This is a genomic window from Anaerovorax odorimutans DSM 5092, from assembly GCF_000426305.1.
Lineage (GTDB): Bacteria > Bacillota > Clostridia > Peptostreptococcales > Anaerovoracaceae > Anaerovorax > Anaerovorax odorimutans.
In genome coordinates this window covers 237,819-261,498 of the sequence record NZ_AUFC01000002.1, presented here as the reverse complement: position 1 = coordinate 261,498, position 23,680 = coordinate 237,819, and the positions used below count along the sequence as shown (strand labels likewise).

The following is a 23,680-nucleotide window of genomic DNA, read 5'->3' as shown; positions in this document are numbered from 1 at the left end:
CAGAAAAGCTTATAATGAAATTAAATTTTTATCATAAAGTGCCTGCAATGCTTTTATAACACCAAATTTTGAATGTTCATATGTCAGTCCACCTTGGAAATATACAATATAAGGTGAACGAATTGGCGCATCTGCACTAAGTTCGATGGAAGAACCTTGAACAAAAGCTCCTGCTGCCATTATAACCTGGTCTTCATAGCCTGGCATATCCCAAGGAACAGGTGTAACATGTGAATCAATAGGTGCAGCTGCTTGAATACCTTCACAAAATGCAATAACAGCTTCTGGACTTCCAAGCTTTACAGCTTCAATTATATCACTTCTTGTATCATTTGGTTTAGGGCAAACTTCATAACCTAAATTTTCAAATACTTTTGCGCATAAAATAGCACCTTTTATAGCACCGTTTACAGTTTTTGGCGCAATAAATAATCCTTGTAACATGGTTCTTGTTTGTCCAAATGTTAAACCACATTCTCCGCCAATGCCAGGAGATGTCATTCGGTAAGAAATATTCTTAATTAAATCTTCTCTGCCTGCTATATAACCTCCGGTAAGTGCAAGACCGCCACCTGGATTTTTTATAAGTGAACCGGCAACTACATCTACCCCTACTTCTGTAGGTTCCTTTGTATCTAAAAATTCTCCGTAACAATTGTCAGCCATACATATGATATTAGGGTTAACGGATTTTACCAGTTTGGTCCATTCTTCAATTTCAGGTATTGTAATTGCTTTTCTCCATCCGTATCCTGTTGCTCTTTGAACCGTCATCATTCTTGTTTTGGGAGAAATGGCATTTTTTATAGCTTCTAAATCTAAGGAACCATCTTCTTTTAATTCTATTTGTTTATAGGTTATCCCAAAATCAGCTAAAGAACCTTTATCTTTTCCACGTATTCCAATAACTTCTTCTAATGTGTCATATGGAGCACCTGTACAATATATTAATTCATCTCCCGGTCTTAATATACCCGTTAAAGTTAATGTTAATGCATGGGTTCCATTTACTATAATCGGTCTTACTAGAGCAGCATCGGTTTTAAAAAGCATCGCATAAGCTTTTTCAAGAACTTCTCTTCCCGCATCATCATAGCCGTATCCGGTATTCCATGCAAAATGCATATCACTGATTTTACATTTTTGGAACACATTTAAAACTTTATATTGATTAAAAGCCATTATATCATCAAGTTTGTTGTAAATATCTGATACTTGATTTTCTGCTTCTGAAATGGTATCTAAAACAGGGGCTTTAATTCCTAAGCTTTCATTTAATAATTGATAAGTATTTTTCTGCATATTGTACTCCTTATTTTTTATTTTGCATACATAATAATTTTATCGTAAACCAACCTTTTGAGATTATTAATTTTTATCAAATTCATCTTCCCATTCAAAGTTAGTAACTAAATCACGTTTAACATTCTTCTTATGAGCCGCATAAAGTTGTGTAGTTGTTACATTTTCATGATCTAAAAGTGTTGCTACATCATAGATAGAATTCCCTCGACCTATTAAGGATGTAGCGGCAGTTGCACGAAGTTTATGAGGGCTGTATCCTGCCGATCTTGTTGTTGATAAACCAATTGAAGTATATTTTTTAACAAGTTCTCTTATTTGACGTTCTGTCATACGTTTACCTTGTAACGAAAGGAAAAGAGCGTCTTGATTTTCTTTTAATTTATCAATATTAGATCTTTCGTTATTTATGTAATCGGATAATACTTTTAAAACAGATTTATTTAAAGGCATTATAGATTCTTTTCCTCTTTTTCTGTATATTTTAAATTCTCCACGAGTAAAATTAAAAGAAGAAAGATTTAATTGCTGTAATTCTGAAAGTCTTAACCCATAAGTTAAAAAGATTACTAGAATTGCTTTGTCTCTTTTTTTAGTTTTTTTCCAATATTGATATTCTTTCTCTGTTAGATGTTCTCCTGTACTGACTGCATCTAACATTTTCATAACCTCATCATCTTGTAAAGCCTTTATTTCCCTTTCGCCAGGTTTTGGTACTTTAATTGGATCAAAAGCGTCTGTTATATTACGGCTTATAAGTTCATCTCTATATAAAAATTTAAATAATACTGAAATAGAAGATTTTTTTCTGGATAAGGATTTTTTATCATTTTCATAAATATAAATGTTTTTTTCTGTTTCAACCTTATATCTTCTGCAGTAATCTATAAAAATATTTATATCACTTGCTTTAATATGTTCAAAATCTTCAATTTTAATATTTCTTATAATATTTGCGTTTGTAAGATCTGTTTCGTTTATTAAATAATTACAAAAAAAACGAATGTCTTGTAAGTAAGCTAACCTTGTCATAGGAAGTACGTTCCCTTTTAAATATACGAAAAATCCAGATAAAAAATTAGGCAGCTCTTTTTCTATAAAAGCAGCTTTTTCTGTAATCTCAAATTCTTTTAAAATGATATTGTCAGGTTTATTACTCTTATTATGAATTTTTATTTCCTTTTTAACTGCCATAATATACCTCCGACTTAGAAACTTATATTTAGATTTAGGAAAAAATATTATAAATTATTTTCGATATATTGATAAATCTTTTCAAGAGACTTATCCTCAGTATCAAATTCTGATAAGTTGAACCACTTAATGTCATCATAACGCCGTAACCATGTTAATTGTCTTTTTGCATAATGACGAGTGTTCAATTTAACAAGATATACAGCATGTTCTAAACTGTATTCACCATTTAAATATCCTATTATCTCTTTGTATCCTATACCTTTCATGGAAATATTATTTTCTGTTAGTCCAAGTTTTAATAATTTTTCTAACTCTTCTACTAACCCCATATTTACAAGTAGATCAACTCTCTGATTAATTCTGTTATAAAGTTCTTCCCTATCTCTGTTTAGGCCTATAAGCAAATAATCATAATCAGAAGTTTTTACAAAAGATTTTTCAAATTCTTTAATTTTTTCTCCTGAATTTTCTACTATTTCTAAGGCACGAATTACTTTTTTTAAATTATTTTGATGTATTCTTTTTGCAGCTTCAGAATCTAGCTCTTTTAATTTATTATAAACATATTCATTACCGTATTTAAAAGCCTCTTTTTCTAAAGTCTCACGATAATTGGATTGTTTTGGCATTACTGAAAAATCCATTTCATATATTAATGAATTAATATAAAGTCCAGTACCTCCAGAAACAATAGGAATATTTCCTCTGTTCATTACTTCTTTTATATATTCTTTAGCTAGTTTTTGATATTTGGCAACTGAAAATTCGATTCTGGGATCAATCTCGTTAACTAAATGATGTTTAGCTTCTGCTAATTCTTCTTTTGTAGGTTTAGCACTACCAATATTCATATATTTATAAAGTTGCATTGAGTCAGCAGAAATAATTTCTCCATTGAACTTTTTAGCTACTTCTATTGCATATTTTGTTTTACCAACTGCAGTAGGTCCTGCAATAATAATAATTTTTTTTGTCATTTTATTAAACTCTCTTAAACATTTTTTCTATTTCATATTTACTTATTTTTATAAAAGTAGGTCTTCCATGGGGGCATGAATATGGATTCTTACATTTAGCTAAATCTTTCATCAGTCTGTCTATTTCCTTTTGATCCAGGTAATCATGAGCTTTTATTGCTTTTTTACAAGAATTCATGATTATTTTATCTATTTTTTTCTGATCTTTAAAATCAGTACCTTGATCAATATTATCTAAAAAATCATCTAAAAAATCTTTAGCTTCATCCAATTCCATAAACATAGGTATCCCTTTGATAATAAAAGCTTTGGCTCCAAATTCATTTATATCATATCCTATATTTCTAAGAAAACCGAGCCAATTATAAGAATCATTTTTTGCTGCAAATGTAACATTTACAACAAAAGGAATTAAGATATCCTGCTGAAACTTTTCTTCCCTTTCATATTGAGACATTAATTGTTCGTAAAAAATTCTTTCATGAGCGGCATGCTGATCTATTAAGAAAAAATTGTTATCATCAACCCCAGTAATATATGTATTAAATATAGCACCATTTGTTCTAATATCAGACATTTCGAAATTAAATGGGTTTTTTATTGGTTTTTCTGTATATGAAATATTTATATTATCGGATTCTAAAGCTAAAAATTCCTTTTCAGCTTGTTTTTCTTCTATATTTTTTTCATATGTAAAAGTATCTGATTTAGATAGTTCTACATTTCCTTTGGTTGATTTTATGCTTACAGAATTATTGTCATTATCTGGGGAATCCTTCATTTTTCTTTCAATTTCTCGCTTGTTTGACAATATTTTTTTTATGTCAACCTGCTCTTCTTTTATTGAAATTGCCTCTTTTTGAGTATTTTCTTGTATATTTTTATTATCACTGATTTTTATATCGATTATACCAGCATCTTTTTTATTTGTATTTTTTAATTTAAAAATATTTTCTACCTTAACTTCAGGAATAGCTTCTTTAGTGTTTAAACTATTTCTGATAGCTGCGGTAATAAAATCTTTTATTAGCTTTTCATCATCGAATCTAACTTCTTTTTTGTTAGGATGAATGTTTACATCGAGTTTTTCAGGCATTACTTTTATAAATAAAAAGGCTATGGGGTATCTTTTCTCAAATAATTTTTCTGCATAACCATCCATTACAGCATTTTCAATTATTTTACTATTTATATATCTTCCGTTTACGAAGAATATTTGACTTTTTCTGTTGCTTTTACTGTAGCTTGGTACAGAGATATATCCTTCTAAGGAAATATTATCATTTTCTTCTTTAAAGTGAAGAAGATGGTTCCCTATTTCCTTATTGTATATGGTTAAAATATTAGTGTAAATGTTATTTTTACCAGGCGTTGAGAATAATATATTTCCATTATTAATCAACCTAATTTTTATTTTAGGATAAGCTAGTGATAATTTAGATACAAAATCTATAATTAACGTACTCTCAGTGGAGTCTGTTTTCATAAATTTTAATCTGGCAGGAGTATTATAAAAAAGATCACGTACAATTATTGTTGTACCTTCTGGGCAACCTGTATGAATTTTTTCAGCAATTTCTCCACCTTCTATTTTTATACTAATACCACTTTTCTCGTTAGCAGTTTTAGTAATTAATTCTACTTTAGATACGGCAGCTATACTGGCAAGTGCTTCACCTCTAAAACCCAGACTAGTAATATGATCTAAATCGTCTGCTAATTTGATTTTACTTGTTGCATGACGTGTAAATGCAATTTCTACATCTTCCTTATCAATTCCATGTCCATTATCTGTAACACGAATATATGATTTACCGCCATTTTTAAATTCTATTATGATGGAATCAGAGCCGGCATCAATGGCATTTTCAACTAACTCTTTAACAATAGAAAGAGGTCTGTCCACAACTTCTCCGGCTGCAATTTTATCAGCTACTATTTTTGGTAATTTAATTATTTTATTTATTTTCTTATCCATATGTAAATCCTTATACCCTTGTGTTTAAAGTCCACGTTTTTTAAAATCTTTATCTTTTTTCTTTTTATCTAGTTTTGAAGAAAATGTATTAATAAAACCCTCAGCCTTTTCTTTAATTTCAACTGCACTATTTTCCAATTTTTCAGATATATCTATTAAAAGATTTTCATTACTATCGTTTGTAAATTGGGTTAAATCACCGCCAAGAGCTTTTACTACAATTCTTTCAAGCTTTTCTCCCGGATTTGAAAATATTCCTTCCGTAATACCGCTTGTAGCACAATGAACTCTCGTATATCCACAAAAATTATCCAAAGTAACGTTTATTGTAACGGATTCATTTCCCAAAGATTTATTATATAAAAGAATAATACATTCCTTTTCTTCTTCTGTTTTAATAGAATATTTATCTTTTAATTCCCCTGAATATATACCTTTGTTGAAAATTTCTGCAGGTAATTTGTTTACGGCTTCTTCTAATGTTAATGGAATAGTAAAATCCTTAGGCATAACGACAATCCCCCTTTAAATTTTAATTACTTATTCTTTATCAGCTGCTTTTTTTAATTCCTCTAAAATCTCAAAAGCTTTTGATGGAGTTATTTCCATTAAATCAAGAGACTTTAATTTTTCTAAAACAGGATTAGGTGCAAAATTAAAAAAAGATATCTGTTTAGAATCATTATTTTGATTAATTTGTTTTGAAGTTTTTTTGTTATATTTTTCTAAATCAATATTAGCACTATTACTTTCTAATTCTTTTAATTTTTCTTCAGCTACTTTTAAAAGACTACTTGGTACTCCTGCAAGTTTTGCCACATGAATTCCATAACTTTGACTTGCACTTCCCGGAACAATTTTATGTAAAAAGATAATATTGCCTCCTTGATTTTGTACATCAACATTTAAATTTTTCATTCCCTTCATGATACCTTCAAGTGTTGTAAGCTCATGATAATGTGTAGCAAAGAGTGTTCTGGTTTTATAGTTTTTATTACAAAGATATTCAACTACTGCCCATGCAATAGAAAGGCCATCATATGTACTTGTTCCTCTTCCGATTTCATCTAATATAATTAAGCTTTTCTCTGTTGCTGTATTTAGAATATATGCCAGTTCACTCATTTCTACAAAAAAGGTACTTTGTCCTTGTGCAAGGTTATCTGATGCTCCAATTCTTGTGTAGATTCTGTCTACAATACCAATTGTAGCTTTTTCTGCTGGTACAAAACAACCTGCCTGTGCCATTAATACAATCAAAGCAGTTTGACGCATATATGTAGACTTACCTGCCATATTAGGGCCTGTTATTAAAAGCATACTGCTATCATTTCTATCCACATATGTATCATTAGAAACAAAAATACCATCTGTTATTGTTGCTTCAATAACAGGATGACGTCCTTTTTCTATTTGGATAACATCATTTTCTGCTATAATAGGTTTAACATATCCTAATTTATTGCTTATTTCAGAATATGAAGTTAAAACATCCAAACTTGAAATTGCAGAAGAAGTCTTTTGAATGACAGTAATATATCCTTGTATAATATTTCTTATTTCTAAAAACAGTTCGTATTCCAGTTGATTTATTTTTGTCTCCGCATTTAAAACTACAGCTTCTACTTCCTTTAATTCCGGAGTAATAAAGCGTTCACAATTTGAAAGAGTTTGTTTCCTTATATAATTATCAGGAATTAGGTCAAAATATGATTTCGTGACTTCTATATAATAACCAAATACTTTGTTAAAACCTACTTTTAAATTTTTTATACCTGTACGTTCTCTTTCTGTTGTTTCTAAACTTGCAATCCAGTTTTGTCCGTCCTTTATAGAATGTTTAATGTCGTCAAGCTTTTCAGAATAGCCTTCTTTGATTAGACCTCCTTCTTTTATTGTAAATGGAGGTTCACTTACAATTGAAGAATCAATAAGCTCATATATTTCAGTTAGAGGATTAATTTCTTTTTCTAAAGCTTCTAAAAGAGGATCTCCGCAATTTAATAAATCATTTTTGATATCTGATAAAACAAAAATTGAATTCATTAAGGCAATTAAATCTTTACCATTTGCATTCCCGCAGGCAACTCTTCCTGACAGCCTTTCTAAATCATATATTTTCTTCAAACTTTCTTTTAAATTATTACATAAAAGTATATTGCCTGTTAATGTTTCTACTGAATCTAATCGTGCTTTTATTTCATTAATATTGTTTAAAGGTTCCCTAAGCCACTGTTTTAGTTTTCTGCTTCCCATAGCAGTGCATGTTTTATCTAAAACGCCTAAAAGTGAACCTTGTATTTTCTTTTCGAATAATGTTTCCGTCAGTTCTAAATTTTTTATAGTTGATTTATCTAAAGACATATGTCCAGCTGTATCGTATACATTTAAATATGTCAATTGGGATAAATTATTTTTTTGAGTTTCAAACAAATAAGATAATAAACCTCCTAAAGCTTTTGTTGCTAAAGGAAATTCTAAAATACCTATGCCTTTTAGGGATTTTATCTTAAATTGCCTGAAAATAGTTGTTTCTGCATTGGTTTGACTAAAATATTTATCATTTAATATGTTAAAATAGGCATCTGAAGCAATTTTCATATCATCTAAAATTCCATCTAGTGTAATATTCTCATTAGATATAACTTCTTTTGCTTTAATTTTAACAATTTCATTTAATAGCTTGTCCGTAAATTGTTTACCGGTAAGTTCAGTTGTATTTAATTCTCCTGTAGATACATCACAAAATGCTATTCCTGCGCCTTTTTCGTCAATATAAACAGAAGCTAAATAGTTATTTTCTTTTTCATTAAGCATGGTCTGACTAACTACTGTACCAGGAGTTATAATTTGAATAACTTCACGTTTTACAATACCCTTTGCTAGTGCTGGGTCTTCCACTTGTTCACAAATAGCAACTTTATATCCTTTATTGACAAGTTTTGCAATATATGTATCTGCTGAATGGTGCGGTACTCCGCACATTGGAGCTTTTTCTTCTAATCCGCAATTTTTACCAGTTAATGTTACTTCCATTTCTTTAGATGCTGTAATTGCATCTTCAAAGAACATTTCATAAAAGTCACCTAATCGAAAGAATAAAATACAATCTTGATGTTTCTCTTTGATTTGCATATATTGCTGCATCATTGGTGTTAACTGCATATTTTATACCTCTTTTAATTTATAATTTATATTAATTTAATGTATCATGTGATATTTTCACTACATCTTCTATATTGATTTCTGTTTCATTATCTTCATGCTTTGTTAAGTAAAGTAAATATTCAATATTTCCCTTTGCCCCTGTCATTGGTGAAAAAGTTAAACCTTTAGGATATAATCCATAAGAGTATGCATATCCTATAACTTTTTTTATTACTTCTATATGTACAGTTTTATCTCTTACAATTCCTTTTTTTCCTATTTGCTCTCTGCCTGCTTCAAATTGAGGCTTTACAAGGCAGACTAAATCTCCGTTTTCTGATAAAAGCTTAACAGCCACAGGAAATACTAGGTTTAAAGAAATAAACGATACATCGATACTAATGAAATCAATTTGATCTTTGATTTTTTCAGTATCTAAATATCTGATGTTTTCTTTTTCCATATTAACAACACGTGGATCTATTCGTAATTTATAATCAAGTTGACCATATCCAACATCTATGGCATATACCTTTATGGCTCCGTTTTGTAACATACAATCTGTAAATCCACCGGTAGATGCACCTATATCCATAGCAATCATATTTTCTAATTTAAAGTTAAAGGTTTTCAGTGCTTTTTCAAGTTTTAAGCCTCCTCTTCCCACATAAGGGCAGTTATTTTGTTTTACAGTAATTTCTGCATCAATATCAATATTCATGCCTGGTTTGTCTGAAATTTGATTGTTGACAAAGACAAGACCAGCCATAATAGAACCTTTTGCTTTTTCTCTGGATGGGTAAAATCCCTTTTGTACTAATAAAACATCAAGCCTTTCCTTCAAAGAAATCACACACCCTTTCTGCAATACTTTCAGAATCTAATCCATATTTTTCAAATAATTGCTTATTACTACCATGTTCAATAAATTGATTTGACCAGCCCATGGCTTTTATTTTTATATTTTTTTTACATTTTTCTATTAATAACTTTTCAACTTTATCTCCAAAGCCACCTTCAAGAATATTATCTTCTAATGTTATAATACATTTTGTATTATTCGCTAATTCCAAAATTCCTTCTTCATCAAGAGGTTTTATAAAGCGTGCATTGACTAGACCCACATCTAATCCATGCAAAGAAATCTTTTTACAAGCCTCAATTCCTATTGATACCATATTCCCTAAAGCAATAATAGTTACATCTTTTCCTGTATTAATAACTTCTATCTTTCCATCAATTGGGGCAGATTTTTTTATTACGTCACAATGATTTGTTGCTTCTCCTTTTGGATATCTGATAGCACATGGGCCATCAATTTTAGTGGCATATTCAAGCATTTCTGCTAATTCTCTGCCATCCTTTGGAGCTAGAATAGTTATATTAGGCATATGACTGAGATAGGATAAATCAAATATCCCATGATGAGTTTCTCCATCTGCTCCTACTACACCACATCGATCTATGGCAAAAATAACAGGTAAATTCTGCATACAGACATCAATAAGTATTTCATCATAAGCTCGTTGAAGAAATGTTGAATAAATTGCGACTACCGGTTTAAATCCATTTAATGCGAGACCAGCTGCAAATGTAACCGCATGAGCTTCAGCAATTCCTACATCAAAAATTCTATCAGGAAACTGGTCAGAAAATTTTCTAAGACCTGTGCCGTCAATCATAGCAGCTGATATTGCTACTATTTTGGAATCTTCTTTTGCAAGCTGAATTAGTTTATTTCCAAATACATTAGAATAAGTAAGATTTGCAGAAGAAGATAAAGTATTGCCTGTTTCTGAATTAAAAGGTCCTATTCCATGAAATTTTGAAGGATTAACTTCTGCATTTCTATATCCCTTGCCTTTCTTTGTAATAACATGAACTAATACTGGTTCTTCCATTATTTTAGCAACATATAAAGCTTCCAATAAATCATGTATATTATGACCATCTATAGGACCAAAATATTTAAATCCAAGTTCTTCAAAAATTGCTCCAGGAACAATGGCATATTTAAGAGTATCTCTTAAATGTTCTAAACCAGAATATATTCCGTCTCCTACTTTTGGAATTTTTTTCAAAGTTTTCTTTAATTGTTTTTTTAATTCCAAATAACTTTTAGATGCACGAAGTTTTCCTAAATGTTGTGAAATCCCTCCTGTATTTTTTGATATGGACATTTCATTATCATTTAATATTACAATCATTTTTGATTTAGAAGAACCGGCATTATTTAAACCTTCATAGGCTATTCCACCAGTTAATGCTCCATCTCCAATAACAGCTATGACAGAATAGTCTTCACCTTTTAAATCTCGAGAAGCCGCAAATCCCATTGCTGCAGAAATAGAATTGCTGCTATGACCGGTATCAAACATATCATGATTGCTTTCTTCTCTTTTAGGAAAGCCGCTCATTCCTCCTAACATGCGAAGGTTATCAAAGTTTTCAGCTCGCCCAGTTAAAATTTTATGTACATAGGTCTGATGACCTACATCCCAAATAATTTTATCTTTTGGACTGTCGAAGATAGTATGCAACGCAATAGTAAGCTCAACTATCCCTAAATTTGATGCAACATGTCCCCCTGTTTTAGTTAATTTTTCAAGTAAAAAATCTCTTATTTCATAAGATAATAGCTCTAATTGTTTTTCATTCATATTTTTTAGATCATCAGGTAAATTATGACTTAACAAATTGTTTTTCATATATAATTTTCTCCTCTTGCACAAAATGAGAGTTTATTTAATTCTTACTGCTAACTCTTCAGCAATGTTTACGAAAAACTCTGCATTGTCATAATAAGGTTCCATTACAGCAATTGCATTAGAAGTAAGTTCTTTAACTCTAAGCTTGGAATTTTCTAATCCATAAAGTGAAGGATAGGTAGATTTGTTTTTTTCTTTATCAGCACCAATTTTTTTTCCCATGTCTTCTTCTTTACCCTCAATATCTAAAATGTCATCACATATTTGAAAAGCTAAGCCTAAATTTTCTGCATATTCATCTAAGTCATGAAGCATATCTTTATCAGCTCCGCCTAAATGAGCTCCTGCTTTTACTGCTGAACTTATTAGTGCAGATGTTTTATTTAAATGAATATAGTCTAGCATTTCCGTAGAACACTGTTTTCCTTCTGCTTCAATATCAGCTATCTGACCTGCAATCATTCCCCTGCATCCTGAACCTTTAGATATTTCATATACTGCTTTTATACGGCTTTTTAATTTGTCTATATTATCGAAATATAAGAGCATATCTTTGTTCATAGCTTCAAATGCAGATGTTAATAATCCATCACCTGCTAATATAGCTATAGCTTCACCAAAAACTTTATGGTTTGTAGGTATACCTCTTCTTAAATCATCATTATCCATAGCAGGCAAATCATCATGTATTAAAGAATACGTATGGATATATTCAATAGCACAGGCATATGGTAATGCAAGTCTTTCATTACCGCCAGAAAAATTACATGCTGCAAGAAGCAGTACGGGTCTAACTCTTTTTCCGTTAGCCTTTAAACTGTATTTCATTGCATCGTATAACGTAATACTTTTATGGTCAACTTCAGGCAAAAAATCAAGAATATGATCTTCGATAATATCTTTTAGCCTTAAAAATTCTTTATCTAACATTACGGTATATCATCTCCTTATTGATTTTTATTATAAACCTCTATTTTTTGTTTTGCCATAGTTAAGATTTTATTGCAGTAATTATAATACTCTATACCTTCTTCAAAATTTTTCATTGCATCTTCTAAACTATAGCCATCCTTTTTTAAAGCTTCAGCGGATTTTTCCAGTTTTTCCAAAGCTTCTTCAAAAGTAAGATTACTTACATCGCTTTCTTTTGTTTTGATTGCCATCAATTTATCCTCCTTATGTACTCAATCTTGCAGTCTATTTCACCATCTTTTAATTTGGCTGTTAAGAAATCTCCTTTTTTCAATTTAGCAATACTGCTTACAAGGATTCCTTTTTCATCAGTGACAGCGGCATATCCTCTATCCATAATATTATAAGGATTAAAAGCATCTAAAGTTGTTTTATAATTATTTATTACACTTTCATAGCTACTAAATTTCTGTTTTACTAGATTTTCTAAATTCTTATAAAGATTTTCTGCTTTTATAATATTGATATTAATTCTATTTTCTAAATTGATTTTTAAAGTTTCAATATTATTACTTTGAACTTTTATCTCTAAATATTTAATATAATTTTCAATACTATGATTAAGTTGCATTACTTCTGAATTTATATATTGTTTTAAAGCTTCTATATCAGGTACTGCCATTTGCGCTGCAGCAGAAGGAGTTTCAGCTCTTACATCTGCTGCAAAATCAGATATGGTAAAATCTGTTTCATGTCCTACCGCAGATATAACAGGAATAATTGAAGCGAATATGCTTCTTGCAACAATTTCTTCATTAAAAGCCCATAATTCTTCTATTGAGCCACCGCCACGACCTACAATTATAGTATCTATATCAGGAAAAAGTCTGTTGACTTCATCTATAGAGTTTGAAATTTCTTTTGCAGCATTTGGGCCTTGTACAATACATGGATAAATAAGTACATCTACTATGTTGTTTCTACTTTTTATTATTTTAATAATGTCTTGTACTGCTGCTCCAGTTTCTGATGTAATGACGGCAATTTTTTTAGGGAAAAAAGGAATCTTCTTTTTTTGCTTTTCATCAAAGAGTCCTTCTTTTTTTAATTTATCTTTAAGTTTTTGAAAAGCTATACTTAGATTGCCTGTACCTTCTATTATAATATCTCTAACATTAAGTGAATAACTTCCACCCCGTTCATATAAATAAATATACCCATTTACAGTGATTTGCATACCATCAGAAAGCTCATATCTTATATCTTTTAAATTTTCGTAGGGCAGAAAGCAGTTTAATTTGCTGTTTTCATCTTTTAATGTAAAATATACATGTCCTGTTCCATGATATTTTAAGTTAGAAATTTCACCTATAACAGATACATTTCCTAATAGAGGATCTGATTGAAGTACTCGTTTTATATATCCATTTAGTTGTGAAACTTTTATTGGTTTTATTGCCATAATGATTTTCCTCCAAGAAGAGATATCCCAACAGCATTATCTGATGACAGCTTTGGATTTCCAAACGCTAAAGTTATTTTTTTATTATTAAAATATTTTTCAATTTCTTCTTTAATAAATTTACTGGCGGAAACCCCTCCTGCAAACATGATTTGATTTATACCTGTTTCTTTTACTGCTTTTTCCGAAAGTTTACAAAGACAATTTGAAATTTTAGTAAATAATTCAAATGAAAGTATTGAATTATCAATATTTCTTTGGCATTGAGTTTCTATTCCAGATAAATTGATATAAAGTCCGTTTAAAGCTATTGGAGACAGTATTTTATTTTGTTTTGTATTATCAATTAACAATTGACTTTTATATTTTAAGGCTTTTTCATCTAATGCTTTTCCCGCAGGAAATGAAAATCCCATTGCTACTCCCACTCTATCGATAAGCTGACCAAAAGAAATATCTTTAGAACCTCCAATAATTTCAATTTTATCAAAATTATTTCCAAGCATGGATACTTTTAAAAGCTCACAAGTTCCACCTGAAAGATGATATGCTAAAAATTTATTTGACCCATTTAAGGGACTATAATTTTTAATAGCCTGCAAATGTCCTTCTTGATGAGAAAATTTAAAAAAAGGTATACTTAAACTTGCAGCAATAATTTTTCCGTAATTTACACCACAAAGAAATACGGGCATATATGAATCCTTTAATGGTCTTGGTTTATCAGAGACAGAAACAGCTGCAATTTTATTTTTATCTATTTTATTAAACAATTCTAAAATCATATTTGGTAAATTTTCCATATGCTGAAAAAGGGCGTATGATTGCCGAAGCCCTCTTTCGCCCTGCTTTACAATTAATGGTTTTCGATAATCTATGACGATTTCTCCCAATTTATTTGTAACTGCTAGAGAAGTCGTATAATTACTAGTATCAATTCCTAGAATATAATTTTCATTATGCATCTTTTTCCTTTAAAAGTTTACCTAAAATTCCGTTTATAAATTTACTTGAATCATCTCCGCCAAATTTTTTTGCTAAATCTACGGCTTCGTTAATTGCTACGCTGTCTGGTATATCTTCAAAATATAAGATTTCTGCTGCAGATAATCTTAAAATTGCTAGATCTACCTTTGCCATACGGCTTGTCTTCCAACTATTACTGTATTCATCTAATTTTTCATCAATTTCTGAAAGATGGTTTATTGTGCAATCATATAATCGATTAAAATAATTAAGTTGACTGGATTTTTCCATATATTTTTTAATATATGTTTCTTTTTCTTCCTGACAGTAATTTTTTTGCACTTCCATCTGAAACAGGAGCTGCATAAATAGCTCTCTTGCTTCTTTTCTTCTCATGCTCTAGTCCTCCTCTTCTAAAAAGTGAACTCCTTGAACGTGAATATTTACTGCTTTTACGTCAGCATCAGTCATAAGCTCAACTTCCTTTTTAACGTTTTCTTGTACATCCCATGCAACTTGTGGAATTTTAAAACCATAAGTAACAATAACATGTATATCTATAATTATACCATCTTCAGCTTGAGATACTTTTATACCTTTATATAGAGGATCTTTCCCTAAAATATTTTTAGAAAAACTGCCGCCAATACCTCCGCTTAATGCTGAAATTCCTTCTGTTTTCAGTGTTGCATTCATAGTACATAGAGCAATTACTTCATCGGATATTTTTAGAGTACCTAGTTTTTCTTCCGTATCTATACTCATCTAATCACCTCTCAATAAGTATATCAGAAATATGGTAAATACACAATTTCTATTTATTATATATCTATAAAGTAACAAGGTTCTGATGCTAATTTAATCAGAACCTTTTAATAGAGATTTTATGATTTATTTTGAATTACGATTTGACCTGCATCACGACCGGTTTCCCTCATTACGATATCACAAATTTTAGCTACGTCTGTTTGAGAAATGTCAGATTTATTAACAGTAACAGTAACAGAAGTATCAGTAATAACAACTAATGCATCTGCATATCCTTTTGTTTGAATAAGATTTTCAATCACTTTTTCTTTATTCATATAATCTATAATTTTCAATTTCTGTTTTGTCGCGTTATCTTTTTCCGCTCCGTCAGGGGCTTCTGCAATTACATCCGCTAACATTGAAATAACTTGATTTCTATCCATATTTAAAGTTGCCCGTTGTTCTTCAAAATATACGTCTGCATTTGTCATCTCTGCAGAATCATCAGATGTTATGACAGCGGTTTCTTTAACGGCACCGCTTGAAACCGATTCTGATTCGGTTTTTTTAGTTATAGCTGAATCACTGCTTTTCCCTGGTACTTCAGAAACATTTAGACTATCAACTAAGACGTCCCCATCATGAAGCCTCATTTGTTCTTCTTCATAATTTGTATAGTCTGCATTAGCAGAAAGACTTTGTTGTGTTTGTAATTTATTATTTACAACGGCTACACAAATTACTAATACCAACATACCTATCAATGCAAATTTTTTACGTTTTGTAAAATCAAACATTTATTTATAACCCCCTTAAATTCTCTATATTATAAGGCTTTTGCCTTTTTAAACTAATTTTTTTCAAATACTACTACATTTGATGATGGTATATTAAATACTGCAGTAACAGCATTAGAAATGCTATTTTTAATTATAATATTTTCAGCTCCTCTGGCAGTTACTATGACACCTTCTACTTCTGAAGTTCTATTATTATTTTCTTCGTTAAATACAGATGCAGTCTTTTCATTTTTTTTATATGTAATCATTACATCTACATCACCTACACCTTTTATATCGCTTAATATATCTTTAAGTCTGGCTTCTTGTCTGGAATTTGCTAGATCTTCTTCTGATTCAATGTATTCAGAACCGCCGTCTTCATCAACAATCTGCCGTCTTCCATCATTACTCTTGGTTAGAACATCAAAGAGTAAAAGTGCTATTGATGCTACTACTAAAACTGTAATTAATTTTGAAAGTAGCATTTTTATAAATTTGTCATTTTTTAATTTATCCCACATTATTATCCTCCTTACTAATATATTAAATGACATTTCACTTATTCCAGTAAAATGGAAAGAGGTGATAAAATCATTGCCATTATGATAAGTGAAAATATAAATTTTAAATATTTACTCATAGCTCCTGATGGTAATAAAATTTCAACAAATGATATTGCTACTATAATTATAAATATATTCCTGACCCATTCTCGTACTATCTCCATAGATTGCCACCTCCAATTCCTATGATAACTGCAAGGAATATAATAAACATCGTTGCTGCTAAAAATATTATAACTGCCAGTGTTATAACAGAATTACCCATTTCATTTAAGCAGTCTGAAACCGTTTTATTGCCAATTGGTTCAATGATTATAGCAGTTATTTTGTAAACTAAAGCTATAGCTAGAATTTTTATAAGAGGAAGAATTAATAAAGTGATAATAATGAAAAGTCCAAATAAACCAATTCCGTTTTTGATTATAGTAGCACAGCTTAGTACAAGATCGATAGAATCTGCAGCAAACCCTCCTACAATAGGAATAAAATTATCCATAGAGTATCTGGCCGTTTTAGCTATCATTCCGTCAGCAGTTTTAGTTACAATACCTTGAATTGCCGTTAGACCTGAAAAAAGAGTTACACAAAGCCCTACCATAAAAATTGCAAAAGCACGCATAAATAAAGCAAGCTTTTTTACATAATCTCGATCGGAGAGACTATTTACTAAAATAAATATGGATGATAATAGTACAGCAGGCATAACTATTCTTTGAAGAGCACTGTTAAAAATAGTAATTGCAGTTACAATAACGGGATTTAATATACTTCCTGAAGTGAAATTTCCCATACTGATCAAAAGAGGAACGAGTACTGGTAGAAGTGCTTGCATAGTAACTGACATGGTGTCCACAGCATTCATGCAAATTGTATAAACCTCCATAAAACTTTTCAAACATAAGGCCATTACACTGCAACTACATACTACAGTTCCCAGTTTAGAAACTGTATCATCTCCAAAAGATGTGGATAGATTTTTTAAAAGGCCGATTATTATGCAAATTATTACTAATTGAACTCCTAAAACAATACTTCCATATATTTCTGACATAAATAAATTTAATATATTGCTTATAATATTATTAAAGTTAAATAATGGATCTCCGTTAATAATACCTTTAATAATTTGTCCGGGTGTCATATCAGAAAAAATTTTATCTTTCCCAATTAGATCTGTAAGTTGATCTATGCTTTCTAAATTCATTGAGGCCAATTGCTTGTCAATAATTTCTTCTAAATCCAAACTCATCTCACCTCCTTATCTGGCGTATATTATAACTTAGCCCGGTAGCATTTTTTCGATAAGACCAAGGACAGAAACCATGACTGGAACAGCTAAATAAAAAATTATTACTTTCCCTGCAAGTTCTACTTTTCCTGCTATTGCTGATTCCCCGGAATCTTTACATATTTGAGCTGTAAAATCAGCAATGTATGCCACAGCAAGAACTTTTATTATAATAGGGAAAAATGTTTTACCATAGCTTATTTGGCTATAGATAGAGCCTAAAAATTCAAAAACTGCTGTAAGCTTGTATAAAATCATAGTAAAAATAATCATTACAGTAGTAATAACTATATATGTGGCGAATTCAGGCTTATATCCTTTAACTATTGATGCTACAATTACACCGCATAGTCCAATGGCCGCTATTTTGAAAATATCCATATCCATAAAAATAACCTCTTTTTGTACATTATAGTTGGAACAAAGTTTTTACAGTAACAAAGAAATCATTAATCATTTGGACTATCAAAAGCAGCACTACAATAATTCCTGCTAATGTTGTCATCATGGCTTGGTCTTCTCTTCCTGCTCTTATTAATACCTGATTCAAAACGGCTACAATAATGCCAATGGCTGCTATTTTAAAAATAATATCCACATTAATGTTCATTTCAAAATCTCCTCTCTTGTACATAAGATAGCTTGTGTTATCCATACATTTTATTCTGTGGACAAGATTTTATGACAATAAAAAATACCACCGATGGTGGTATTTTTCCTACAATATATTTTAAATTTTTCATGTCTAATTTTGTTATTCTTCTGTATATTCAAATTCGTAATCGATTACTCTTATAGTATCGCCTTCTTCTAAACCTATTTCTTTCAGTTTATCTATGGCGCCATTTTTTTCAATATACTTATATAAATATCTTAAAGATCCAAGGTCATTGAAATTTGTTGAATTAAAGATTTTTTCAAGTTGTTTTCCATTTAATACATAAATATCATTTTCCTTGTATGCATTAATTTCTCTGTAATTAGGATCATAGTCTGCCTTATCAAAGTCAAACAATTCATAGGTCTCTTCTTCTTGAGGTTCTTGTTCTAATTTGTAAAGTTCAGAAGCTGCTGCTGCTAAAATTTCATGTACTCCTTGATTAATAGGCGCTGACATTGGAAAAACTCTGTATCCTTTATCTTCAACATATGATTTAAATTGTTGATATTCTTCACCGTCTTCATCAATCATATCTATTTTGTTTGCAGCTACCAATTGTGGCTTTTTCATCAATTTTTCTCCGTAAGAAGAAAGTTCATTATTAATTTTATCAAAATCTGAAATAGGATCTCTGCCTTCTGATCCTGAAATATCTACCACATGAATTAGTATCTTAGTCCGTTCAATATGTTTAAGAAAATCCAATCCTAATCCTGCTCCCTGATGGGCCCCTTCAATAAGACCTGGGATATCAGCCATAACAAAGCTTGTATTAAAAATCTCTACTACTCCTAAATTAGGCGTAATTGTAGTAAAATGATAATTTGCAATTTTAGGATTTGCACTTGTAGCAATTGATAGCAAAGTTGATTTTCCTACATTGGGAAACCCGATTAACCCAACATCTGCCAGTAATTTCATTTCTAAAATTACTGTTCTTGTTTGAGAGAAACCTCCTGATTCTGCAAAATTTGGGGCCTGTCTTACGGAATTTTTAAAATTAACATTTCCTTTTCCGCCTTTCCCTCCTTTTGCAGCTACAAAACTATCTCCGTTATTTATAAGGTCTTTCATGACAAGACCTGTTTCTTCATCTATTACAACAGTTCCTGGCGGTACTTTGATAATTAAATCTTCACCATTCTTACCAAATTTCTTTTTTTTCATTCCATCTTGGCCATTCTCTGCTTCGTATTTTTTTTTGTATCTAAAATCCATTAAAGTCCTTAGATTATTATCAGCCATAAAGATGACATCTCCACCTTTTCCGCCGTCACCACCATCGGGACCTCCTTCAGGAACAAATGGTTCACGTCTGAATGAAACAGAACCGTTACCACCTTTGCCTGATTTAATGGATATTTTGGCTCGATCTACAAACATAATCCATTCTCCTTTCTTTTATATGTTGTACAATGCAACAAATCATATACTATTTATTTGATGAAAAAGCCCCTATAAAAATATAGGGGCTTTAAAAGTTTTATGCTTCTTTTGGATAAACGCTTACCTTTTTTCTTGTTTTATCATATCTCTCGAACTTTACAGCTCCATCGATTTTTGAAAATAAAGTATCGTCTCCGCCAATGCCTACATTATTTCCGGGATGAAATTTAGTCCCTCTTTGTCTTACTAGAATGCTTCCAGCACTTACGTACTGTCCGTCTCCTCTTTTAACACCTAAACGTTTCGACTCACTGTCTCTACCGTTTTTGGAGCTACCTACTCCCTTTTTACTTGCCATAGACTACACCTCCTTTTTTCTTGTGCTGTCTTTGCTATATATAAAATACTAAAGATTATTATTCTGCATCTTTAGCTTCTTCAGCTTTTGCTGTTTTCTTTGCAGCAGGTTTCTTTGCTGTTTTCTTGTCAGCTGCAGGTTTGTCAGCTGCTTTTTTAGCAGTAGTTTTTTTAGCAGTTGCTTTCTTTACAGCAGGTTTCTTTTCTGCTGTTTTTTCAGTTGCATCTGCTTTTTCTTCATCTGTAGCTTTGGCAGCTTTTTTAGGTGCAGATTTGCCGTTTAATGATTCAATTTTAACCATTGTGTAAGGCTGTCTATGACCTTGTTTCTTTCTGTAATCTTTTTTAGCTTTATATTTGAATATGATAACTTTTTGACCTTTACCATTTTCAACTACACTACCAATTACTTTTGCTGCTTCAACAACAGGTGTTCCAACTTGAACTTTGTCGCCATCACTTAAAAGCAGTACTTTGTCGAATACAACTTCATCACCTGATGAAAGATTTAATTTTTCAATAGTGATTACGTCACCTTCTTTTACTCTGTACTGTTTTCCGCCAGTTTCAATTACTGCATACATTGCTTTTTACCTCCTCTATCCAGTCTCGCCATCTTGGGCAGCATTATGCATTTTATTACCCATTCCGAGCGGCTTACAGTCATTTATATTATCATACAAGCCTTTATTTGTCAATTTTTTTAATATATATTTATTAAATAAATTTATAAAATTATTTAATTTAACTTAAAAATAAAAGGCAAAGCTTTTATACTCTGCCTTTTATAGCTAATTATAATATTTTTCAATTATTTTATTAGTTTTTTTCTTGATTTCTTCGCTGTCTGAGATTCTTCCAAACCAATATTCTGTTCCGATTTCGTCAAGACCTTTATTATTATTAGAAATTTGTTCTGCTACTGTATTTGCAAATTCATCAAGAATAATTTTTATTAGTTTATTACACATACAGTATCCCCCCTATGTATTATATCCATTTATAGTTATAAGGTTAATCTTCCAATAAATATTTTATCATTTTCTCGGGGTTATCTAAAAATTCTTTGGTTAAGATATAATGTTCAGTATCTTTATAGTTAGTTAATCTTATGCCATCCGTAGTGAACTCTAATATCCTTGCATTTGGAAAAGTAAGTAATATGGGAGAATGTGTAGCTATGATAAATTGTGAGTTTTGCTTTATTAACCTATCTATTTCTACTATTAAAGTCATTTGGCGCAGGGGCGATAATGCGGCTTCGGGTTCATCAAGAATATATAAACCTTCTCCTCTAAATCGATTTTGAATAAGTGAGAGAAAACTTTCACCATGTGATTGACTATGAAGTGATTTACCTCCATATCCGTTAAGATTTAATTTTAGTTCATCAACTTGTGACGCAACATTATAGAAACTCTCAGCACGTAAAAAAAAACCATCCTTTTCTTTTCTTTTCCTTGATATTGTTAAATGTTTATATAAATCTGATTCTGTAGATTTTGTTGAAAAATTAAAGTTTTTAGAGCCACCTTCAGCATTAAAACCAGCACAGATTGCTATAGCCTCTAACATTGTTGATTTTCCCGTACCGTTTTCTCCTACAAAAAATGTGACATTTTTATCAAATTTTAATTCCTGCTTTTTAATTAAGTATTTAATTGCTGGTAAAGATGTAATATAGGATGTATTATCCATTTTTTTATTTAATAATACTTTTTCAATATATAAATTATTATTCATTTGTAGCTCCATAAGTAAAAAATCATTAAATATATTATAACATGTTATGCATATAAAAATAGTATGAATAAAGCAATTCATCATAATTATATTTGACAGCTAATTTTTTTAGTTTATTTTTTATAGCTGTTAAAGATAAATTACCTTTTTTAAATTTTTCTATTTCTTTAAAAAAACTGCTTTTTTCTTTTACTTCCACAATATTATTAAAGCCTTCCCATGCATGTAAGATTCCATTAAGTGAATCTTTTACTGTCTGATCCTTATTTAATGCTGTATCTATTAAATTATAAAATTCTTTTACTGGATAATTATTTTTGCTTTTGTAATTTAAGATATCATTTATTTTTAAATAAATAGTAGAATCTTTTTCTAAAATGGAATATTTATAAAGATTCCACTCCGATTTCAAATGGTTAATTGTTTTATCGTCTCTTAATGCGTTTATACATTTGATTGCAGATAAATTTTTATCTTTCACCTCTAACATGATATCCAAATTATTTAAGCTAATATTTTGAGTAAAATCAAGAAAACTTTCGAGTGCTATAGTTGATGAATGAGATCCCGTTTTTTTAGTTTTATTTTGTTGAGAATAATGAATTTTTTGATTACCATCTTTTTTTCCCCAAGTATTATTACATTCATCTATCCAATATTGAATGGAATTATATGTTTGTGGTTTATTAATTTCATGATGCAGATTATCAAAAATAACAGGACAATTTATTTCTTTTCCGATTTTTAAAGCATCTTCTATGTTATATAGTTTTTCATCGTTCTCAATTACCAATCTTTTTTTTATATTTATTGATAATGCGTTATAATTTTTAATAAACCGTTTTGTTGCTTCTTTTTTATCTCCGTATATTCCTCCAATGTGCAAAATTAATTTATGCTCACTGTTAAGCTTCATACTATCTAAGACTTTACAGTGATATTCCAATTCTTTAATAGATTGTCTTATTACTTTTTCATTTGGAGAATTTATAACTGTATATTGCCCAGGATGCATAGAAACTCTCATACCATTTGATTTGATTTTATTACCGATTTTAATAAATTCATTTTTGAACATATTAGACCAATCTAATTGATTAGCCGGATTACTTGCAAAGGTTATTAAATCAGAACTTATTCGAAACAAGTATATTCCTGTATTAATATTATAATTTAGAATGCTATCTAAAGAATTTAAATTATGTTCAATTAGGCTTCTCAATTTTTCAGGTGTTGCATTTCTTAGTATGCAATTTTTAAAATTACAATTAGGAACTCCTATAGTTTTACAAGCATAACCTATACGCAATTATTTTCTCCTTTCGTTTTTTAAAGATTTATCTATATTACAAAATAAATTGATGTTGATAGCTATATTACTTATTATTTTTATTATAAGAAATTTTATAATAAAAAAAAGACCATAGTATAAACTTTTTGAACTTACCCCCATAAGTTAGACCTAAAAATCTAACTTATGGGGGTCACATTATTTTAAACT

25 protein-coding genes and 1 pseudogene are annotated in these 23,680 nt (G+C 30.1%); all 26 read right to left on the bottom strand.

What is annotated here, in order from left to right; genetic code table 11:
- Positions 1 to 9: 9 nt before the first annotated feature.
- The 26 genes and pseudogenes from K292_RS0102970 to uvsE all read right to left on the bottom strand — a co-directional run bounded on the left by K292_RS0102970 (position 10) and on the right by uvsE (position 23,488).
- Positions 10 to 1,302 (bottom strand): methionine gamma-lyase family protein, encoded by a 1,293-nt coding sequence (locus tag K292_RS0102970; RefSeq protein WP_037372281.1) that lies wholly within the window; start codon positions 1,300 to 1,302, stop codon positions 10 to 12.
- 66 nt (positions 1,303 to 1,368) lie between these two features.
- Positions 1,369 to 2,496 (bottom strand): tyrosine-type recombinase/integrase, encoded by a 1,128-nt coding sequence (locus K292_RS0102965; RefSeq protein ID WP_027398588.1) that lies wholly within the window; start codon positions 2,494 to 2,496, stop codon positions 1,369 to 1,371.
- 47 nt (positions 2,497 to 2,543) lie between these two features.
- Complete coding sequence (gene miaA / locus K292_RS0102960; protein ID WP_027398587.1) at positions 2,544 to 3,476, bottom strand: tRNA (adenosine(37)-N6)-dimethylallyltransferase MiaA; 933 nt, start codon at positions 3,474 to 3,476, stop codon at positions 2,544 to 2,546.
- A gap of 4 nt (positions 3,477 to 3,480) precedes the next feature.
- Complete coding sequence (gene mutL, locus K292_RS0102955) at positions 3,481 to 5,454, bottom strand: DNA mismatch repair endonuclease MutL (RefSeq protein ID WP_051280202.1); 1,974 nt, start codon at positions 5,452 to 5,454, stop codon at positions 3,481 to 3,483.
- Positions 5,455 to 5,478: 24 nt separating this feature from the next.
- Positions 5,479 to 5,964 carry a DUF6054 family protein gene (locus K292_RS15755; RefSeq protein WP_037372278.1) on the bottom strand — a complete coding sequence of 162 codons (486 nt, stop codon included), beginning with the start codon at positions 5,962 to 5,964 and terminating at the stop codon, positions 5,479 to 5,481.
- A gap of 30 nt (positions 5,965 to 5,994) precedes the next feature.
- Positions 5,995 to 8,619, bottom strand: coding sequence for a DNA mismatch repair protein MutS (gene mutS / locus K292_RS0102945; protein WP_027398585.1), 2,625 nt, complete (start codon positions 8,617 to 8,619; stop codon positions 5,995 to 5,997).
- A 31-nt stretch (positions 8,620 to 8,650) separates the two neighbouring features.
- On the bottom strand, positions 8,651 to 9,445 hold the full coding sequence (locus K292_RS0102940) for a TlyA family RNA methyltransferase (protein ID WP_027398584.1): 795 nt from the start codon (positions 9,443 to 9,445) through the stop codon (positions 8,651 to 8,653).
- Positions 9,429 to 11,309 carry a 1-deoxy-D-xylulose-5-phosphate synthase gene (gene dxs, locus K292_RS0102935; protein ID WP_027398583.1) on the bottom strand — a complete coding sequence of 627 codons (1,881 nt, stop codon included), beginning with the start codon at positions 11,307 to 11,309 and terminating at the stop codon, positions 9,429 to 9,431. Before dxs ends, K292_RS0102940 begins: the two co-directional genes overlap by 17 nt.
- Positions 11,310 to 11,342: 33 nt before the next feature.
- Positions 11,343 to 12,239, bottom strand: coding sequence for a polyprenyl synthetase family protein (locus K292_RS0102930; protein WP_027398582.1), 897 nt, complete (start codon positions 12,237 to 12,239; stop codon positions 11,343 to 11,345).
- Positions 12,240 to 12,256: 17 nt separating this feature from the next.
- Positions 12,257 to 12,472, bottom strand: a complete 216-nt coding sequence (xseB, locus tag K292_RS0102925; RefSeq protein WP_037372275.1) for an exodeoxyribonuclease VII small subunit — start codon at positions 12,470 to 12,472, stop codon at positions 12,257 to 12,259.
- Positions 12,472 to 13,683: an exodeoxyribonuclease VII large subunit gene (xseA, locus tag K292_RS0102920; RefSeq protein WP_027398580.1), complete on the bottom strand. Its 1,212-nt coding sequence runs from the start codon at positions 13,681 to 13,683 to the stop codon at positions 12,472 to 12,474. Before xseA ends, xseB begins: the two co-directional genes overlap by 1 nt.
- Positions 13,674 to 14,648 carry a tRNA (adenosine(37)-N6)-threonylcarbamoyltransferase complex transferase subunit TsaD gene (locus tag K292_RS0102915; RefSeq protein WP_027398579.1) on the bottom strand — a complete coding sequence of 325 codons (975 nt, stop codon included), beginning with the start codon at positions 14,646 to 14,648 and terminating at the stop codon, positions 13,674 to 13,676. Before K292_RS0102915 ends, xseA begins: the two co-directional genes overlap by 10 nt.
- Positions 14,641 to 15,045, bottom strand: a complete 405-nt coding sequence (gene nusB, locus K292_RS0102910) for a transcription antitermination factor NusB (protein WP_027398578.1) — start codon at positions 15,043 to 15,045, stop codon at positions 14,641 to 14,643. The genes K292_RS0102915 and nusB overlap by 8 nt, the downstream gene beginning before the upstream one ends.
- Before the next feature lie 3 nt (positions 15,046 to 15,048).
- Positions 15,049 to 15,414, bottom strand: a complete 366-nt coding sequence (locus K292_RS0102905) for an Asp23/Gls24 family envelope stress response protein (RefSeq protein WP_027398577.1) — start codon at positions 15,412 to 15,414, stop codon at positions 15,049 to 15,051.
- Positions 15,415 to 15,533: 119 nt separating this feature from the next.
- Complete coding sequence (locus K292_RS17665) at positions 15,534 to 16,196, bottom strand: SpoIIIAH-like family protein (RefSeq protein WP_051280200.1); 663 nt, start codon at positions 16,194 to 16,196, stop codon at positions 15,534 to 15,536.
- 53 nt (positions 16,197 to 16,249) lie between these two features.
- The gene (locus K292_RS0102895) at positions 16,250 to 16,702 is read right to left on the bottom strand and encodes a hypothetical protein (RefSeq protein WP_027398576.1); all 453 of its coding nucleotides are present in this window, start codon (positions 16,700 to 16,702) and stop codon (positions 16,250 to 16,252) included.
- 38 nt (positions 16,703 to 16,740) lie between these two features.
- Positions 16,741 to 16,908, bottom strand: a complete 168-nt coding sequence (locus tag K292_RS18170; protein ID WP_084145874.1) for a stage III sporulation protein AF — start codon at positions 16,906 to 16,908, stop codon at positions 16,741 to 16,743.
- Positions 16,899 to 17,993, bottom strand: a complete 1,095-nt coding sequence (gene spoIIIAE, locus K292_RS0102885; protein ID WP_027398575.1) for a stage III sporulation protein AE — start codon at positions 17,991 to 17,993, stop codon at positions 16,899 to 16,901. The genes K292_RS18170 and spoIIIAE overlap by 10 nt, the downstream gene beginning before the upstream one ends.
- A gap of 30 nt (positions 17,994 to 18,023) precedes the next feature.
- Entirely contained in the window at positions 18,024 to 18,419 is a 396-nt protein-coding gene (locus K292_RS0102880) for a SpoIIIAC/SpoIIIAD family protein (RefSeq protein WP_051280198.1), read from the bottom strand.
- A 22-nt stretch (positions 18,420 to 18,441) separates the two neighbouring features.
- Positions 18,442 to 18,642: a stage III sporulation protein AC gene (gene spoIIIAC / locus K292_RS0102875; RefSeq protein ID WP_330364913.1), complete on the bottom strand. Its 201-nt coding sequence runs from the start codon at positions 18,640 to 18,642 to the stop codon at positions 18,442 to 18,444.
- A 144-nt stretch (positions 18,643 to 18,786) separates the two neighbouring features.
- Positions 18,787 to 20,076: a GTPase ObgE gene (gene obgE, locus K292_RS0102870; protein WP_027398572.1), complete on the bottom strand. Its 1,290-nt coding sequence runs from the start codon at positions 20,074 to 20,076 to the stop codon at positions 18,787 to 18,789.
- A gap of 100 nt (positions 20,077 to 20,176) precedes the next feature.
- Positions 20,177 to 20,437, bottom strand: coding sequence for a 50S ribosomal protein L27 (gene rpmA, locus K292_RS0102865; RefSeq protein WP_027398571.1), 261 nt, complete (start codon positions 20,435 to 20,437; stop codon positions 20,177 to 20,179).
- A 277-nt stretch (positions 20,438 to 20,714) separates the two neighbouring features.
- Positions 20,715 to 21,020: pseudogene (gene rplU / locus K292_RS19025) on the bottom strand (50S ribosomal protein L21); the annotation flags it as partial.
- A 207-nt stretch (positions 21,021 to 21,227) separates the two neighbouring features.
- The gene (locus K292_RS0102855; protein ID WP_027398570.1) at positions 21,228 to 21,407 is read right to left on the bottom strand and encodes a hypothetical protein; all 180 of its coding nucleotides are present in this window, start codon (positions 21,405 to 21,407) and stop codon (positions 21,228 to 21,230) included.
- Positions 21,408 to 21,450: 43 nt separating this feature from the next.
- On the bottom strand, positions 21,451 to 22,179 hold the full coding sequence (locus K292_RS0102850; RefSeq protein WP_027398569.1) for an AAA family ATPase: 729 nt from the start codon (positions 22,177 to 22,179) through the stop codon (positions 21,451 to 21,453).
- 34 nt (positions 22,180 to 22,213) lie between these two features.
- Positions 22,214 to 23,488 carry a UV DNA damage repair endonuclease UvsE gene (uvsE, locus tag K292_RS0102845; RefSeq protein ID WP_027398568.1) on the bottom strand — a complete coding sequence of 425 codons (1,275 nt, stop codon included), beginning with the start codon at positions 23,486 to 23,488 and terminating at the stop codon, positions 22,214 to 22,216.
- Positions 23,489 to 23,680: the final 192 nt, after the last annotated feature.